The sequence below is a fragment of the Bradyrhizobium sp. Ken51 genome (assembly GCF_055807435.1).
In genome coordinates, this window is the sequence record NZ_JBVVPB010000001.1 from 235,565 (window position 1) to 251,474 (window position 15,910).

Here is a 15,910-nt window from a genome sequence, read left to right on the forward strand (position 1 = left end):
GGCATGCACGTGCCGGTCCAGGCTATCGACCGTGAGATCTGGCGCGACGGTGTCGCGTCCGAAGGAGCGCGGCTGATCCCGGAGGAGACGCCGCTGGCGCTGACCTACAATGGCGGCACCTACGCCGTCATGATGGGAACGCCGCAGAACCTCGAGGATTTTGCGGTTGGCTTCAGCCTGGATGAAGGCATCATTAAATCGGTCGATGACATCAAGTCACTCGAGGTGGTCCGCCTAGACGAGGGCATCGAGCTGCGCATGTGGCTTGCGTCGGAAGATGCCGCGCGCATCAGCGAGCGTCGCCGCCACATCGCCGGCCCGACTGGCTGCGGCATTTGCGGCATCGACTCGATCTCGGAGGCCGTGCGGCCAGCGGCGGTCGTGCCGCAGGGGCAGACGTTTACGCCCGGGCAGGTGATGGCGGCGATGCAGACCATCGCACCACTGCAATCGATCAATTTGCAAACCCGCGCCGTTCACGCCGCCGCATTCTGGTCGCCTGCCGGCGGTATCGTCGCGCTGCGCGAGGATGTCGGCCGCCACAACGCGCTCGACAAGCTCGCCGGTTCGCTGGCGCGCAGCCGCACGGTTGCAAGCGGCGGCATCGTGTTGCTGACGAGCCGCGTCTCTATCGAGATGGTGCAGAAGACCGCCGCCATCGGCGCGCAGGTGATGGTCGCCGTCTCCGCGCCGACCGCACTCGCGGTGCGCACCGCGGAGGCCGCCGGCATCACGCTGATTGCCATTGCCCGCCAGGACGGGTTCGAAGTGTTTTCGCATGGCGGCCGGGTTGTCGCCCGTCATGCCACGGAGGTTGCCGATGTCGCCTGACCGCCTGATCTACATGGCCAACCAGATCGGCACGTTCTTCCGGAGTCAGGGTCACGACAAGGCCGTGCCGGGGATCGCCGACCACATCAAGAAGTTCTGGGATCCGCGGATGAAGCGCGCGATCTTCGCCCATCTCGACGCCGGCGGCGCGGGCCTTGAGCCTAACGTGCTCGAGGCGCTCACTTCGCTGAAGCCGACGACGTCCCTTCCAGCAGCGCCCTGAAGACGCGGCGCACCTCGCTCTGCGTCTCCTTCACGCGCGCCTCCAGCGAGGAGAAGTGCGGCGCATCGCCCGCGCGTGCCATCACGCGCAGGAGGTCGGTGCCGGCGGTCTCCGGCTTGAACCGATCGTTGACGCATAGCCGCAGGATCTGCGTCAAATCGTGATAGAGCCGCGCTGCGGCACGCAATATCTCGGTCTCAGATTGTGCGAGCACGCCGAGCCCGCATGCATTTTCCAGCACCTGCGTCGTGGCGACGTCGAGAATCTCCGGCTTCTCGTGCGCATGTACGAGCTGGAGATATTGCGCGATGAAGTCGATGTCGACCATGCCGCCGGCCGCATATTTGAGGTCCCAGCAATCAGCTTCGCCCTTCTCCTGGGCAATCGCACGCCGCATGTCGGCAACATCGTTGGCGGTGATCCCGGGATCGCGGCGGCGGGTCAGGACATCGCGGATGACGCGCTCGATCCGTTGCCGGAATTCGGGCGAAGCCGATACGACGCGCGCGCGCGTCAGCGCCATGTGCTCCCAGGTCCAGGCCTCGTTGGCCTGGTAGTCCGCGAACGAGACGAGGCTCGAGGCCACGGGGCCGGCACGTCCCGAGGGGCGCAGCCGCATGTCGATCTCGTAGAGCACCCCGTAATTGGTGCGCGTCGTGAACGCGCTGATCAGGCGCTGGGTGAAGCGCGCGAAATAGTGAGCACCGTGCAATGACTTCGCACCGTCGGAGTCCGGATTGTCGCTGTCGAAATCGTAAAGCAGGATCAGGTCGAGATCGGACGACGCGGTCATCTCGCGGCTACCGAGCCGGCCCATCGCGATGATCGCGGTCTCCTGGTCCCTGATCCGGCCGTGATGGGCGGCGAAGCGGTCGGCGACGAGACCATGTACGGTATGGACGATGCCCTCGGCGACGTCGACAAATGCGGTGCTCGCCTGCTGCGCCGAGACCGTGCCCGAGAGAATGCGCGTACCGATCAGGAACAGGCTCTCCTGCCCGAACAGGCGCAGGCGGTCGAGAAACTCTTCGTAAGAGCCGGCGTCCTGCACTGTACTCGCGAGCCGCCCCGACAATTCCTGCCGGTCGGGCATGGCGCCGAAGAAGCGCGGATCGATCAGGCCGTCCATGAGCTGCGGCTGCCGCGCCAGCATCTCGCCGAGCCGGGGCGCCGCGCCCAGCACCAGGGCCACGAGCGCGACGAGATCGCGGTTCTGACCGAGCAGCGTGATCAGCCGGCCGCCGCGCTGGAGCGCCCCAAGGAAATGGTCGAACGCCACGACGGCCCGATCCGGCTCCTCGGCATGAGCGAGACCGTCGATCAGGGCCGGCACGAATTCGACGAATGCGTTGCGCGTCGCCTCGACGCGGAAGACGCGGTACTCGCCGGTGATCCAGTCGCGCACGGTCTGCGCGACGGCGGCAGGCTTCTTGAAGCCGAGCGTCGCCAGATGCTGAAGCAGCCGCGGATCGTCGGGACCCGCACTGTAGTCGAGCGCCGGAAGCTTGGCCGTGCCGGTCGGATCGTCGCCCTCGAAAAGTTTTTCGTAGTGGCCCTGGACGATCTCGAGCTGGCGTAAAAGGTCGCGGGCAAAGGCCTCGCGATCCGGATAGCCGAAGAACCAGGCGAAACGCTCGACCGCCTCCTTATCCTCGGGCAGCGTGTGGGTCTGCTCGTCGGCGATCATCTGGAGGCGATGCTCGACCCGGCGCAGGAATTGGTACGCCGTGGTCAGCTCGTCACGCGCCGCAAATGTGATCCAGTTGCTGGAAGCGAGCACGCCAAGCGCGGCGAGCGTCGGCCGCACGCGCAACTCGGGATGTCGCCCCCCGGCGATCAATTGCTGGGTCTGGGCGAAGAACTCGATCTCGCGGATTCCGCCGCGCCCGACCTTCACGTTATGCCCTTCGACCGCAACCTCGCTCTGGCCGCGATAGGTCTGCATCTGTCGCTTCATGTCGTGAACGTCGGCAAGCGCGGCGAAGTCGAGATGCTTGCGCCAGACGAAGGGCGCGATTTCCGCGAGCAGCGCCTTACCCGCCTTGGGATCGCCGGCGCAGGCTCGCGCCTTGATCATCGCGGCGCGCTCCCAGGTACGCCCTTCCCGCTCATAATAGTTCAGCGCGGCGTCGCGCGAAATCGCCACCTGCGTCGAGGACGGATCGGGACGCAGGCGCAGATCGACGCGGAAGACGTAGCCGTCATAGGTGCGCTGCTGGAGAATGCGTGCCATCCCCTGCGTCACCCTCACGAAGAATGGCTGGGGTTCGATATCCGCGGCCAGCGTCGTATGGTCGGGATCGAAGAACACGATGAGATCGATGTCGCTGGAATAGTTCAGCTCGCCTGCGCCCATCTTGCCCATCGCAAGCACGATCAGCCCGCAGCCCTCCTCCGGCGCCTCGGGATTGGACGGCGAGAGCTTGCCACGTGCGGCTTCCTGCCGCAGGAGGTATTGAAGCGCCGCCCGCACTGAGGACACCGCGACAGCGGTGAGCGCTGCGGTCACCCGCATCACCGGCCAGACCCCGCCGATGTCGCACAGTGCGATCAGGAGCGCGGCCTCCGCCTTCATGCGGCGAAGCAGCCGCATCACCTCGGCTTCATCGGATGCCGCGAGCACGGCGCCGTTCGCCTCCGCGACCAGCGCGGCGAGATGCGCATCCGGATCGCAATCCAGCAGCCGGATCAGGCGCTGTGGATCGGCGCGCACCAGCTCGAACAGATAAGGCGAGAATTCCGCGATGCCGGCCAGGATGTCCCGCGCGAAGGGATGAGCCAACAGCGCTTCAAGACGGGTGAATTGCGCGGGCTCGAGCTCGGCCAGCCAGCTTTCAAAACGTCCTTGGTCGGTGACGGAAGCGGCAATATGGGGAGCCTCCGCGAAGCGTGCGGCAAGTCTCTCACCATGCTTGTCCGCGTTTCCCGGCGCGGAATGGTTCATGCCACCTTCTGTGGCACATCCTGCATTGGCGGAGCAACCCTGTCGCCGACCCCCGCTCGCGCCGGCAGCACCAGCGTGGCGACAAGCCCGGGCTGGGCGTCACCCAACCTCAACTCACCACCATGCAATGTCGCGACCGCGGAGGCGAGACTGAGGCCGAGGCCGGATCCAGGCAGCGTGCGGCTCGCTTCCAGCCGCACGAATCGTTCCACCACATGCTTGCGGTCGGCTTCGGGGATGCCGGGACCGCGATCGGTGACGCTGAGAAGCACCTGATCGCCCTCGCGCCTCGATTCGATCGTGATCTGCCTGCCCTCCATGCTGACCACAGTTCCCGCCGGCTGCGCGGCCGGCTTGCCGTATTTGATCGCATTCTCGACAAGATTCGCGAGAGCCTGGCTGATCAATTCGCGGTTGGCGTGAACCGGCGTCGGCTCGCACCTGACCTTCAAGGTCATGCCGTCGTCTTCAGCCAGCGGCTCGTAGAGCTCGTGAATACCGTTGGCGACGTCGGCGGCGTCGAAATCATCCATGTTCCCGCGCGCCTGCCCTGACTCGGCGCGCGCGATCATCAGAAGCGCGTTGAAGGTGCGGATCAGGCCGTCGGATTCCTCGATGGTCCGCTCAAGCGCGGCGCGGTAATCGGCCTCGCCGCCCGATTTCGCCAGCGCCTCCTCAGCGCGGTTGCGCAGGCGCGTCAGCGGCGTCTTGAGGTCATGAGCGATGTTGTCGGAGACCTCCTTCAGCCCCGCCATCAACGCTTCGATACGCTCCAGCATGGCGTTGAGATTTTCGGCGAGGCGGTCAAGCTCGTCACCGCTACGCCCCACCGGCAGGCGTTCGCTGAGATCGCCGGTCATGATGCGATGGGCCGTGCCACTCATCGCATCGATGCGCCTGAGCACCCTGCGCGCCACGAAGATGCCGCCGCCCAGGCCGAGCACCACGACGATCAGGATCGACCATTGCGCGGCCTTCGCCACGATGCCGAACAGCCGTCGCCGCTCGGCCAGATCGCGTCCGATCAGAAGCCGGAAGCCGTTTTCCAATTCGGTGACGCGAACGAGCGCAAGATGGTCCCGATCATCGGCATCCTCGATCCGCCGGTAGGCGGTCTCGGACCAGCCGCGCGTCGCCATCACGCCGGGCGCCAGCGAGCCGACATTGCCGGCGATCGACTGGCCCGTCGGCGTCGTCACCAGATAGAGGTTGGCGCCCGGCCGCAACGCCCGGTACTCGATCGCGAGCACGAGAGCACGCAAGCCGCGGCGGCCGTAGATCTCGTTGATCTCCGACGTCTCGGCATTGACCGTCTGCGTGATTTCCTCGGTGATCAGCCGCCGCGTATTCCAGGCGAAATAAGCCAGCAGCGAAGCTGCGAACATCGCGAACAACAGCAGATAGACCAGCGTCAGCCGGAATGCCGTGGTGCGGACGAGTTTACCGAATGCCGTCACGGATCATATATCCCGCGCCGCGAATGGTGTGCAGCAGCGGCCGCTCAAAACCCTTGTCGATCTTGGAGCGCAGCCGCGAAATGTGCACGTCGATCACGTTGGTCTGCGGATCGAAATGATAGTCCCAGACGTTCTCCAGCAGCATGGTCCGGGTCACCACCTGGCCCGCATGCTTCATCAAATATTCGAGCAGGCGAAATTCGCGCGGCTGCAGCGTCAGTTCGTCCTTGCCGCGCGCGACGCGATGGGAGAGCCGGTCGAGCTCGAGATCGCCGACGCGGTACAGCGTGTCCTCGGCCGGACCGCCGCGGCGGCGCGACAGCACCTCGACCCGGGCCAACAGCTCGGCGAAGGAATAGGGTTTCGGCAGATAGTCGTCGCCGCCGGCGCGCAAGCCCTTGATGCGGTCGTCGACCTGGCCGAGCGCGGAGAGAATCAGCACCGGCGTCGAATCGTCCTTGTCGCGGAGCGCGCCGATCACCGACAGGCCGTCGCGCTTGGGCAGCATGCGGTCGACCACCAGCACGTCGTAATCGCCGTTCTCCGCCATGGCGAGGCCTTCCTCGCCGTCGGCGGCGTGGTCGGCAATGTGCCCGACCTCGCGAAACGCCTTCACGAGGTAGTCGGCGGATTCGCGGTCGTCTTCGATGATGAGGAGGCGCATCGTGCGTTCGGCAACGGTCAAGGGAGTGAACCTTCTCTAAACATGGCGCGAGCGGCAATCGCATGCAAGCCGAGTGAGAGACTCTGGCATCGAGAAAAAGGCGGGCGGTGAAGCTGGGGGGACTTCACCGCCCTAGGCCTTCCGACGGAGGGGGGCGTATTCCACCGGAAGGTAGACAGGGGAAGCAAACGTTGCGCTGCTCCCCCGAAGGGCGCCGTCGGCGGGGGCGACTGATGCCGGCGACACCCTTCATCTCGGAGGCCTCCTGAGGCCGAGCCCTTGGGTCAGCCCTTGGTTAACCCTTGGCGATGGGCACGGCGACGAAGCGCGACTGGCCGCCGCTCTTCACCCGCATCAGGACGCTGTTCTTGTTGTCGGTCCGCGCCATGTTGATGGCGTCGCGGACTTCACCGGCGGTGCTCACGCTCTTGCCGCCGACTTCGAGAATCACGTCACCTTCCTTGAAGCCGCGTTCGGCAGCCGCGCTCTTCGGATCGACTTCGGTGATCACGACGCCTTCCTTGCCGGCACCGGCCACGGAATCGGCGGGCGCGACGGTCATGCCGAGCTTAGGCACGTCGGTGCCGCGGCTCGCACCCTTGCCGCTGTCCTTGTCGATGTCGGCCTTGGCCTCGATCGTGTTCGGCAGCTGGCCGAGAGTAAGGTTCACCACCTTGTCCTGGCCCTTGTGCAGCACGTTGAGCTTCACGGTCGCGCCGGGCGCCAGGCCGCCAATGGTACGGGCGAGCTCGCGTGCGTCCTTGACCGGTTCGCCGTTGACCGACGTGATCACGTCACCGGACTCGATGCCGGCCTTGGCCGCCGGACCATTCGCCTGCGGCTCTGCAACCAGCGCACCTTCGGCCTTCTTCATGCCAAGGCTGTCGGCGATGTCGGATGTCACCGGCTGAATCTGCACGCCGATCCAGCCGCGGCTGACCGAGCCCTTGTCCTTGAGCTGCGCCACCACGCTCTTCACAGTGCTCGCGGGAATCGAGAACGCGATGCCGACGCTGCCGCCGGAAGGCGAGTAGATCGCGGTGTTGACGCCCATCACCTCACCGTTGGTGTCGAAAGCGGGACCGCCGGAATTGCCCTTGTTCACGGGCGCGTCGATCTGGATGAAATCGTCATAGGGGCCGTTGCCGATGTCGCGGCCGCTGGCCGAAACGATGCCGGCAGTCACGGTGCCGCCGAGGCCGAACGGGTTGCCGACCGCGAGCACCCAGTCGCCGATCCGCGGCTTGCCGTCGGCAAGCTTCGCGAACGGGAAGTTCGAGCTGCCCTCGACCTTGATCAGGGCGAGGTCGGTGCGCTGGTCGGTGCCGATCACCTTGGCGGTGTAGGTCTTGCCGTCGTCGGTCGTGACTTCGACCTTGTCGGCGCCGTCGACCACGTGGTTGTTGGTCACGGCAAAGCCATCAGCCGAGATGAAGAAGCCGGAGCCCTGGCCCTGCACGACGCGGCCACGACCGCCACCACCCTTCAGGCCCGGCATGCCATCCGGACCGCCGAAACGGCGGAAGAACCGCTCCATCGGCGAGCCCGGCTGGAACGGCGACTGCGCGTCATCGCCGTCATCGTTGCTCGCGGTCTTCTCCTTCATGTTGACCTTCACCGAAATCACCGAGGGCTTCACGCGCTCGACCACATCGGCGAAACCGACGGGACGTTCGACCTTGCGGACCTCGTTGTTGACCTGTGCATGCGCCGGGCTTGAGAACAGGTCGGCCGGCGAGGTCGACGTGCCGAAGCCGTAGACGGCGGCGCCGAGGCCGGCGACGACCGAGGCCATCAGCGCGATCTTGCGGGCCGAGAAAACGGATCGGCGGGGCTGCCGGTAGGACGGAAGGTTCGAGAGGTCGGAACGGTCGGTCATGCAGAGATCTCCAGGGCCTTGAAATCCATTTGGTACCTGACGGCGGCACCTTACGGACCTGAAGATGGGGGCTGCCGCCTTACCGTGCGCTGGCGGCGGGGTTAAACTTTTGTAATGAACGCGTGTGCGGATGCGGCAGTTTATCGCGGCCGAAAATCGCGAACCTGCAGGAACTTAACGAAGTTCCAGGAATGCCCGCGCAGTGCCTGCTTTGATGCAGCGACGTAGCTAACGCGATGTGGCCTCGTCCGACATCAATGCGGCGAGACGCGCCTCTTCCTCGGGCGTGAGCGGCGGAGCTGGGACATCTGCACCATTTCGCGAGCGCCGGCGGATTTGCAGCCATAGCGCCAAGCCGCCGCCAATCAGCAGCAGCGGCGCGAGCAGCCACAGCAGCATATTCTGGCGCTCGAAGCGCGGCTTGAGCAGCACGAACTCGCCGTAGCGCGCGACCAGGAAATCGAGCACTTGCGAATTGCTGTCGCCGGCCGCGATACGCTCGCGCACCAGAAGCCGCAAATCGCGCGCCAGCGGCGCATCGGAATCGTCGATCGACTGGTTCTGGCAGACCATGCAGCGCAGCTCGCGCGACAAGTCGCGTGCACGCGACTCCTTCGCAGGGTCCGACATGATCTCGTCAGGCTGCACGGCATGCGCCGCAGGCAAGGCCAGCAGCATCAGCGCGACGAACGCGGCCATCATCCGGCGCATCGGTTCACTCCGCCGGCTGCAGGCGCTGCTTGGCCCGCGCCGGTTTCGGTGCACCCACCCGCAGGCGCCGATCCGACAGCGACAGCACGCCGCCGAACGCCATCAGCACAGGTCCCCACCAGATCAGCAGCACCAGCGGCTTGTGATAGATGCGCACGGCAATGGCGCCCTCGGCAGTGGCGTCGCCGAGCGAGATGTAGAGCTGGCTGGCGCCGCGCGTCAGCAGGGCGGCCTCCGTCGTCGACGAGCCGCGGGTGGTGAAGCTGCGCTTGGACGGCGTCATCACGCTGAGCTTCTCGCCGTCACTGCTGACGTTGAATTCGGCGATCATCTCGTGGAAGTTTGGCCCTTGACGCTGAAACAAGCCGTCGAGCTTCACCTCGTAGCCGGCGACATGGGCGACGTCGCTCTGTTTCATGGTCGCGATATATTCGCTGTTCCAGGTGGTCTCGCAGACGATCCCGATCAGCGCGACGCCGAGGCCGGCATGCGCAAAAGCTGAGCCCCAGGCCGAGCGCGGCAGGCCGCGGGCCCGGTGCAGTGCCGTTGCGAAAGGTAGCCGCACGAGGCCGGTCCGCTCGACGATATCAGTGACGGCACCGGCGATGACGAAGACGCCAAGCCCGATCGCGAGCGGCGCCAGCGCACTCCCACCGAGCACCCAGCCCCAGACCATGGCGGCGGCGACAAGCCCGGCAACGCCTGCCGCGAGCAGACGCTGCGTGACGCCGAGCAGATCGCCGCGTTTCCATGCCAGCATCGGCCCGAACGGCACGGCGAGCAGCAACAGCGTGAACAGCGGAGCAAAGGTGAGATTGTAGAACGGCGCGCCGACCGACATCTTGAAATCGGCGAGCATCTCCATCGCCAGCGGATAGAGCGTGCCGAACAGCACCACCGCGCAGGCGACCGTGAGCAGCAAATTGTTCAGCACCAGCGCACCCTCGCGCGAGATCGGCGCAAACAGGCCGCCCTGCTTCAACGACGTCGCGCGCCCCGCGAACAGCGACAGGCTGCCGCCGATGAACAGGCAGAGAATCAGGAGAATGAACACGCCGCGGGTTGGATCGGTCGCGAAGGCATGCACCGAGGTGATGACCCCCGAGCGCACCAGGAAGGTGCCGAGCAGTGATAGCGAGAAGGTCAGGATCGACAAGAGGATGGTCCAGACCTTCAGCGCGTTGCGCTTCTCCATCACCAGAGCCGAATGCAGCAGCGCGGTGCCGGCAAGCCACGGCATCAGCGAGGCGTTCTCGACCGGGTCCCAGAACCACCAGCCGCCCCAACCCAGTTCGTAATAGGCCCAGTACGAGCCCATGGCGATGCCGAGGGTCAGGAAGATCCACGCGACCAGCGTCCACGGCCGCACCCAGCGCGCCCAGGCGGCGTCGATCCGCCCCTCCAGCAGCGCCGCGATCGCGAAGGAGAACGAGATCGAGAAGCCGACGTAGCCGAGATAGAGCATTGGCGGATGCACGGCGAGACCGATGTCCTGAAGCACCGGATTGAGATCGCGTCCCTCGATCGGCGGGTTGGCGATGCGCAGGAACGGATTGGAGGTTACCAGGATGAAGAGATAGAAGGCGCTGGCGATCCACGCCTGTACGGCCAGCACATGCGCGCGCAGCGACAGCGGCAGATTGTTGCCGAAGGCCGCGACCAATCCGCCGAACAGCGCGAGGATCGACACCCACAAGAGCATCGAGCCTTCATGGTTTCCCCACACGCCGGTGATCTTGTAGAGCAGCGGCTTCGTGGAATGGGAATTCTCGTAGACGTTGGCAACCGAGAAATCCGAAGCTACGTGCAGCATCACTAGCGCGATGAACGACGCACCGACGAACAGGAGCTGCGCCAGCGCAGTGGAGCGCGCCACATTCATCAGCGCGTCATCGCGCAGCCGCGCCCCGATCAGGGGCACGATGGACTGAATCAATGCCAGTCCGAGCGCCAGCACCAGCGCATAATGTCCCGATTCCGCGATCACCGAACTGCTCCCTGCGGATTGCCCTGTGCGGTCGTAGCCGCGGGCTTGACGCTATCGGAAGCCTTGGCGCCGTAGTCATCCTTCCAGTGCCCCTGCTTCTTCAGGGCATCCGCGACGTCCTTGGGCATGTAGGTTTCGTCGTGCTTGGCGAGCACGGTATCGGCCTTGAACACGCCATTCGCGTCGAGCGCGCCTTCGGCGACGACGCCCTGCCCTTCCCGGAACAGATCAGGCAAAATGCCCTTGAAGGCGACCGGAAGCTTTGCGCCGCCGTCGGCGACTTCGAAGGTCACTGCGAGATTGGCGCCGCGCTGGAGCGAGCCGGGCTGCACCAGGCCGCCGAGGCGAAACCGCTTGCCGGGCGCGACGTGCTTCTCGGCGACCATGGTCGGCGTCGAGAAAAACACGATGGAGTCGCGCAGCGCGTTGAGCACTAGCGCGGCCGCGAGCGCGAGCACGGCGAGCGAGCCGCCGATGATGGTCATACGTCGCTGCTTGCGCGTCATGGCGTATCCATTCCCTGCCCGTCTCGTCCTGACATCGTCATCCGTCGAGCCCGAGTGTCTTGAGGCCTTCATCGAGCTGGCGCAACCGCGCTGCATCATTGGCAACCGCCTGGCGGGCATCGGTCGATGCCCCCAGCGCCTTGTCGCGATCCCCCATCACGAGATAGGCGCGCACCAGGCGCAGCCAACCCTCGACGTCGTCGCCGTTCTGCTTGAGGCGCGTGGCGAGCCGCTCGACCATGCCGCGAACCATCGCGTTGCGATCGCCCTCTTTCATGTCCTTGGAAGCTGCGAGGGTCTCATCCGACAGCGCCGGCATCGTAGCGCCACCGCCGCCGACCCGCGCGAGCGAGGTCTGCACCAGAGGGCGCCACGGCGCATCCGCCGGCGCTTTCGCCAGCAGCGCGCGCCAGATATTGGCGGCATCGTCCTTGCGGCCGTCCTGCTCGGCGGCGAGGCCGAGAAAATAATTCGCCTTGGGGTCGTCGGCGCTGAGCGCGTGCGCGCGCTCGAACTCGGCCTTGGCTTCGGCGGTCACGACGCCGCCGGCGGCGGCCGACATCGCTTCGCCGAGATCGGACCGGCGCTCCGCGCTCTCGCCATTATAGGCGAGCGAGTTGCGATAGGCGCGCACCGCGTCGTCGAAGCGACCAAGCCGTTCCAGCACGGGCGCGATCACGTTCCAGCCGCGTCCGTCGGTTGGATTCTTTTCCAGATGTTGCTCGACCTGCACGACCAGATTCTCGAGCGACTGCGCCATGCCGGACCCGGATCCGCGCTCCCGCTGCGCCAGCGGAAAGTCCTGAAGCCTGGGCGAGCCGAGCGGCACATAGACACCAATCGCAACCAGCGGCAGGCCGGCAAGCGCCAGCACGGCCGCCGCGCGGCGCCATTTGACGCTGGATTTCGGTGCCATTGCTTGCTCGCTGCCGGCCGCGGCGAGCAACCTGCGGCTGACCTCGACGCGCGCGGCCTCGGCTTCGGGCGCTGCGATCAGCCCTGCGGCAAGATCACGCTCGATCTCGGCGAGTTGGTCCTTGTAGACCGCGACCTCGCTGCCCTGATTTTGCGCGCGTCCGCTACGGCCGAGCGGCAAAAGCACGGCGAAGATCGCCGCGACCGTCATCAGCGCGAACACGAACCATAGCGTCATCTGGCAAGCTTCCGGCGGCGCGCAAGCCGCGCCCACAGGTGGCTTTACACCACGGCCGGATGATGCGGCAATTGACAATTGTCAATTCGGCGCGACCGCGCAAAGTCCCGAAATGGTGAAAATCCAACGGCTTAGCCGATCTCGAAGTCCGCACTTTGAGCGGCGTCCTCGCCATGCCCGTTGAAGGCCTTCAGGAAGTATGTTCCCGGCTCGATTGCATCGGGCAATCTGATGCGCAACGCCCCGACGGGAACGGGCGATGCTACCCTGGTGACGGTCTCAGGAAACTGCCGACCGCTTGCCTTCTCGACCAGCACCACCTTCGCGCCGACCATCAGCCTTTGATATTTGGCAACGACGACGCGATTCTCGATTTCGATGGAACTGATAACGGATTTCATGCGCCCACAGATAGAAATATCAAGAACTTGCACGGCGACCGTAGGGCCGGCCACCGACACCGTCAACCTGAAATTGTGATCACAAAAATATGCGCCTGGATCAGCTCGCGCGCGACGATTTGCGCTCGCCCGTGGCCGCGTTCTCCGCGGCGCGGCTCATCAGCGAGGCATAATCATCGCCGAACAGCACCTGGCAGAAGCGGATCGCGGCCTGCACCTGCTGCTGCCGATAGGTGCGGACCTTGTGATCGGCGCCACGCAGCGACTGCACCAGCTGCTCGGTCGAACGCTCGACATATTGCTGGAGGTCGGAATAAGTGCGCAGCGTCACCTCGTTAATCGCAAGCTCGCTCGCATAATTGCGACAGGTCGCGACGAAATCGATCAGCGCCACGGCTTCCTCGACCTCGGTGCTGTCGATCCGCGCGCCCGGCGGAATGTCCTTCTCGGCGCGCTGGCGCAGGATGCGGCGGACGCGGCCGGGCACACTGTCGATCTCGGATTGCAGCGCGTTGGAGATGTCGGCCCGGATCGAGGTCAACTGCTTGCCCCAGGCGGAATCGTTGCGCAGGTCGAGCTCGGTACGCAGGCCACGGACGCCGTCGTGCAGCGTCTTGAGATTGCCGGCGACATTGTCGAAATGGCCGCGCTTGATGTCCATGCGCAGGATGGCGGCCACGCAGGACAGATCATGCAGCGCCATCGTGACGGCGACGCCATAGGGCGTTGCCGCGACACGGATCTCGTCGTCGGACGCGGCAATCCTGATGGCGAGGCGGATGATCTGCCATGGCGCGGTCATCCGCTGCATGACGATGGAGAGCGCGAAGGGCAGCATCTGCGGCGTCTGGAGGACGGGAATGTTGAGCGCGGCAGTCACCGAGGCGATCTGGGCATCGCTGAAGGCGCGCAAAGAGCGCGGCAGCTTCTCGTTCAAGGTGGCGATGGCGTCGCGGACCGCGAGCACCGCCCCGGTCGAATAGAGATCCTCGACCACGTTGGGCGGACCGACGCGGGCGAGCGCACGCGATTTGTCACCCCCGCCCGGCCCCGTCAGCTCGAAGATGGCATCCGCGGCGACCGCCTGGAGCTTCGAGGCCAGCGCTTCGACCTGCCCGGCACTGTCGGCCGGCATGCGCGCTAGCGCCGCCTCGAAGTCGCTCAGCTTGGCCGGAGCACCGTCGCGGCCGAGCCATTGCCAGATCGGAGCCAGCGAAGAGCGGCGGATCTGCCCGGCCCGGATCGGGGCGCCCGCTTCGACCAGGAATGGTTCCAGCACCTGGAACAGTAGCCGCGACAGATCGTCCGTACGCGGCGGTGGGGCCGCGTCGGCTTCCGTCTTGCGGACGATCTTGCGCAGCTGGTCGAGCACGAGGGTTGCCACGGCCGTGTCCTGGCCGCGCTCGAGCGCACGCTCGAACTCCCGCATCAGCAGTGCCTGCGCCTGCGGCGGGAGCTGCGCGAGATATTCCCTCAGCCGCTCGATCGATGTCTGGCTCATGCGCCCGGGTAATGAACGGTAAAATGGCGGACGTGGGATCCGTCCTGCCCGATCATAGATGGGCCCCACTTAAGAAGCCGTTTAGGAAGTCGCTCCGAATACCCCTGGTTTCGTCGGGATCGACGTGCCGCAGGCCAAATAGTCATGTCGGAACAAGGCATTATATTCCGGGGAGGACCAGCTCCGCCCGCAGCCCCCCGCTCGGCGCGCGGCCAAGTGAGAGGCTGCCGCCGTAGAGCGCAGCGAGCTCGGTCACGATCGACAGCCCAAGCCCCGATCCGGGCTTGGACTCGTCGAGCCGCTGGCCGCGCCGTGAGACCTGCGCGCGCTCGGCCTCCGACAGACCGCGGCCGTCGTCGTCAACGACGATATGCAGCCGCGGAGCGGCGCTCGTCTGATGGGGCGCTTCCACCAGAACTTCGATGAAGACCCGCGAGGCCGCCCATTTGCAGGCGTTGTCGACGAGATTGCCGACCATCTCCTCCAGATCCTGCCGCTCGCCGCGAAATTTCGCCGACGGATCGGCCTCGGCTTCGACCACGATGCCGCGGCCGCGGTGAATCTTCTCCATGGTCCGCCGCAGTGCCTCGATGGCCGGTGCCACCTCCGTCACCGTCGCGACGACCGAGACCCGCGCCGCGATGCGCGCGCGCTCGAGATGATGGGCGACCTGGTCGCGCATCACGTCGGCCTGCTCCATCACCTTTGCCGCGAACGGATCGGTGGCATGCGCGCCGGCCTCGTTCACGATGACCGAGAGCGGCGTCTTGATGGCGTGGGCGAGATTGCCGACGTGGGTGCGTGCGCGCTCGACGATCTCGCGATTGGCGTCGATCAGCGCGTTGGTCTCGCGCGCCAGCGGCGCGATCTCGACCGGGAACTCGCCCTCGAGTCGCTCCGCGCGCCCGGACCGGATGTCGGCGATGGATTCGGAGATGCGCTTGAGCGGCGCGAGACCGAAGCGGACCTGGAACACGGTGGTCAGCAGCAGCACGATGCCGAGTGCGGTGAAGGTGCCGCCGAGGTAGTAATCGAAACTGCGCGTCTCGTCGAAAATCTCGGTGTCGTCGCCGGCGACACTGACGAGAAATTTGCCGTCCGCGCCGAGATCGACCGGCCGCTCCACCATCCGCAGGTTCTGTCCCTCGGGACCGTCGACATAAGCGATCCGGATGCCGGCGGCGGTGAGCTCGGTGCCCTGCTCTTCCAGCTTCGGCAGCTTCTTGTCCCAAAGCGAGCGCGAGGACCGCACCTCCGGCTTTTCGGTGTCGGTCCGCGTGATCTGCCAGTACCAGCCGGACAACGGCAGCTCGAACAGAGGCTCGCCGAGCGACTGGAACTGGCGATCCGGCGGCTCGTCGGGGGTGGCGACCTCGGCGATCAGCGTGCGAAGATAGAGATTGAGCCGGCGGTCGAAGGCGCGCTCGGTGGCGTTCTTGTAGACCGACGACAGCACCACGCCGGTGATGGCCAAGATCACCACGAGCCACGCGGTCGCCGACAGGAACAGGCGGTTCGCGAGCGAGCTGGCGGGCATCGGAATGATCCCGGAGGCGCGGGGTGACATGGCGTCGGAACTCATTACCCGAACAAGGCCTCTGCCGGGCCGCCCGTCAAGCCAAGATACGTCCAGACAAGAAGTTCGAGACACCG

General features: G+C 65.7%; 13 protein-coding genes. 2 read left to right on the forward strand and 11 right to left on the reverse strand.

All coding sequences use genetic code 11. The annotated features are described in order from the left end of the window. Positions 1-3: 3 nt before the first annotated feature. Positions 4-831 carry a formate dehydrogenase accessory sulfurtransferase FdhD gene (gene fdhD, locus AC0L27_RS01020; RefSeq protein WP_354206750.1) on the forward strand — a complete coding sequence of 276 codons (828 nt, stop codon included), beginning with the start codon at positions 4-6 and terminating at the stop codon, positions 829-831. Further along, positions 821-1,054, forward strand: a complete 234-nt coding sequence (locus AC0L27_RS01025; RefSeq protein ID WP_275167731.1) for a formate dehydrogenase subunit delta — start codon at positions 821-823, stop codon at positions 1,052-1,054. The genes fdhD and AC0L27_RS01025 overlap by 11 nt, the downstream gene beginning before the upstream one ends. On the opposite strand, the gene AC0L27_RS01030 is transcribed toward AC0L27_RS01025, so the two are convergent. The 11 genes from AC0L27_RS01030 to AC0L27_RS01080 form a co-directional block, all read right to left on the reverse strand. After that, the gene (locus AC0L27_RS01030) at positions 1,011-3,998 is read right to left on the reverse strand and encodes a bifunctional [glutamine synthetase] adenylyltransferase/[glutamine synthetase]-adenylyl-L-tyrosine phosphorylase (RefSeq protein WP_473317849.1); all 2,988 of its coding nucleotides are present in this window, start codon (positions 3,996-3,998) and stop codon (positions 1,011-1,013) included. The genes AC0L27_RS01025 and AC0L27_RS01030 overlap by 44 nt on opposite strands. Beyond that, a complete protein-coding gene (locus AC0L27_RS01035) occupies positions 3,995-5,455 on the reverse strand; it encodes a sensor histidine kinase (RefSeq protein WP_354206754.1) in 1,461 nt (486 codons plus the stop codon). Before AC0L27_RS01035 ends, AC0L27_RS01030 begins: the two co-directional genes overlap by 4 nt. After that, positions 5,439-6,119 (reverse strand): response regulator transcription factor, encoded by a 681-nt coding sequence (locus AC0L27_RS01040; protein WP_035969420.1) that lies wholly within the window; start codon positions 6,117-6,119, stop codon positions 5,439-5,441. The genes AC0L27_RS01035 and AC0L27_RS01040 overlap by 17 nt, the downstream gene beginning before the upstream one ends. Positions 6,120-6,414: 295 nt before the next feature. After that, the gene (locus tag AC0L27_RS01045) at positions 6,415-7,998 is read right to left on the reverse strand and encodes a Do family serine endopeptidase (protein ID WP_275167735.1); all 1,584 of its coding nucleotides are present in this window, start codon (positions 7,996-7,998) and stop codon (positions 6,415-6,417) included. A gap of 228 nt (positions 7,999-8,226) precedes the next feature. Further along, a complete protein-coding gene (locus AC0L27_RS01050) occupies positions 8,227-8,709 on the reverse strand; it encodes a cytochrome c-type biogenesis protein (RefSeq protein ID WP_354206757.1) in 483 nt (160 codons plus the stop codon). A 4-nt stretch (positions 8,710-8,713) separates the two neighbouring features. Beyond that, positions 8,714-10,696: a heme lyase CcmF/NrfE family subunit gene (locus AC0L27_RS01055; RefSeq protein WP_275167737.1), complete on the reverse strand. Its 1,983-nt coding sequence runs from the start codon at positions 10,694-10,696 to the stop codon at positions 8,714-8,716. Beyond that, positions 10,693-11,202, reverse strand: coding sequence for a cytochrome c maturation protein CcmE (gene ccmE, locus AC0L27_RS01060; protein ID WP_354206759.1), 510 nt, complete (start codon positions 11,200-11,202; stop codon positions 10,693-10,695). The genes AC0L27_RS01055 and ccmE overlap by 4 nt, the downstream gene beginning before the upstream one ends. Before the next feature lie 37 nt (positions 11,203-11,239). After that, positions 11,240-12,355 carry a c-type cytochrome biogenesis protein CcmI gene (gene ccmI, locus AC0L27_RS01065; protein WP_354206761.1) on the reverse strand — a complete coding sequence of 372 codons (1,116 nt, stop codon included), beginning with the start codon at positions 12,353-12,355 and terminating at the stop codon, positions 11,240-11,242. A 131-nt stretch (positions 12,356-12,486) separates the two neighbouring features. Beyond that, positions 12,487-12,756: a hypothetical protein gene (locus AC0L27_RS01070; protein ID WP_354057503.1), complete on the reverse strand. Its 270-nt coding sequence runs from the start codon at positions 12,754-12,756 to the stop codon at positions 12,487-12,489. A gap of 100 nt (positions 12,757-12,856) precedes the next feature. After that, positions 12,857-14,257: a hypothetical protein gene (locus AC0L27_RS01075; RefSeq protein ID WP_354206763.1), complete on the reverse strand. Its 1,401-nt coding sequence runs from the start codon at positions 14,255-14,257 to the stop codon at positions 12,857-12,859. A gap of 160 nt (positions 14,258-14,417) precedes the next feature. Continuing rightward, positions 14,418-15,794, reverse strand: a complete 1,377-nt coding sequence (locus tag AC0L27_RS01080; protein ID WP_275167741.1) for a sensor histidine kinase — start codon at positions 15,792-15,794, stop codon at positions 14,418-14,420. Positions 15,795-15,910: the final 116 nt, after the last annotated feature.

Excerpts from the sequence above, each read along its gene's own strand:
- ccmE (WP_354206759.1), bottom strand. The coding sequence starts at position 11,202 with ATGACGCGCAAGCAGCGACGTATGACCATCATCGGCGGCTCGCTCGCC.
- AC0L27_RS01030 (WP_473317849.1), bottom strand. The coding sequence starts at position 3,998 with ATGAACCATTCCGCGCCGGGAAACGCGGACAAGCATGGTGAGAGACTT.
- AC0L27_RS01045 (WP_275167735.1), bottom strand. The coding sequence starts at position 7,998 with ATGACCGACCGTTCCGACCTCTCGAACCTTCCGTCCTACCGGCAGCCC.
- AC0L27_RS01040 (WP_035969420.1), bottom strand. The coding sequence starts at position 6,119 with ATGCGCCTCCTCATCATCGAAGACGACCGCGAATCCGCCGACTACCTC.
- fdhD (WP_354206750.1), top strand. The coding sequence starts at position 4 with ATGCACGTGCCGGTCCAGGCTATCGACCGTGAGATCTGGCGCGACGGT.
- AC0L27_RS01050 (WP_354206757.1), bottom strand. The coding sequence starts at position 8,709 with ATGCGCCGGATGATGGCCGCGTTCGTCGCGCTGATGCTGCTGGCCTTG.
- ccmI (WP_354206761.1), bottom strand. The coding sequence starts at position 12,355 with ATGACGCTATGGTTCGTGTTCGCGCTGATGACGGTCGCGGCGATCTTC.
- AC0L27_RS01080 (WP_275167741.1), bottom strand. The coding sequence starts at position 15,794 with ATGCCCGCCAGCTCGCTCGCGAACCGCCTGTTCCTGTCGGCGACCGCG.
- AC0L27_RS01070 (WP_354057503.1), bottom strand. The coding sequence starts at position 12,756 with ATGAAATCCGTTATCAGTTCCATCGAAATCGAGAATCGCGTCGTCGTT.
- AC0L27_RS01075 (WP_354206763.1), bottom strand. The coding sequence starts at position 14,257 with ATGAGCCAGACATCGATCGAGCGGCTGAGGGAATATCTCGCGCAGCTC.
- AC0L27_RS01025 (WP_275167731.1), top strand. The coding sequence starts at position 821 with ATGTCGCCTGACCGCCTGATCTACATGGCCAACCAGATCGGCACGTTC.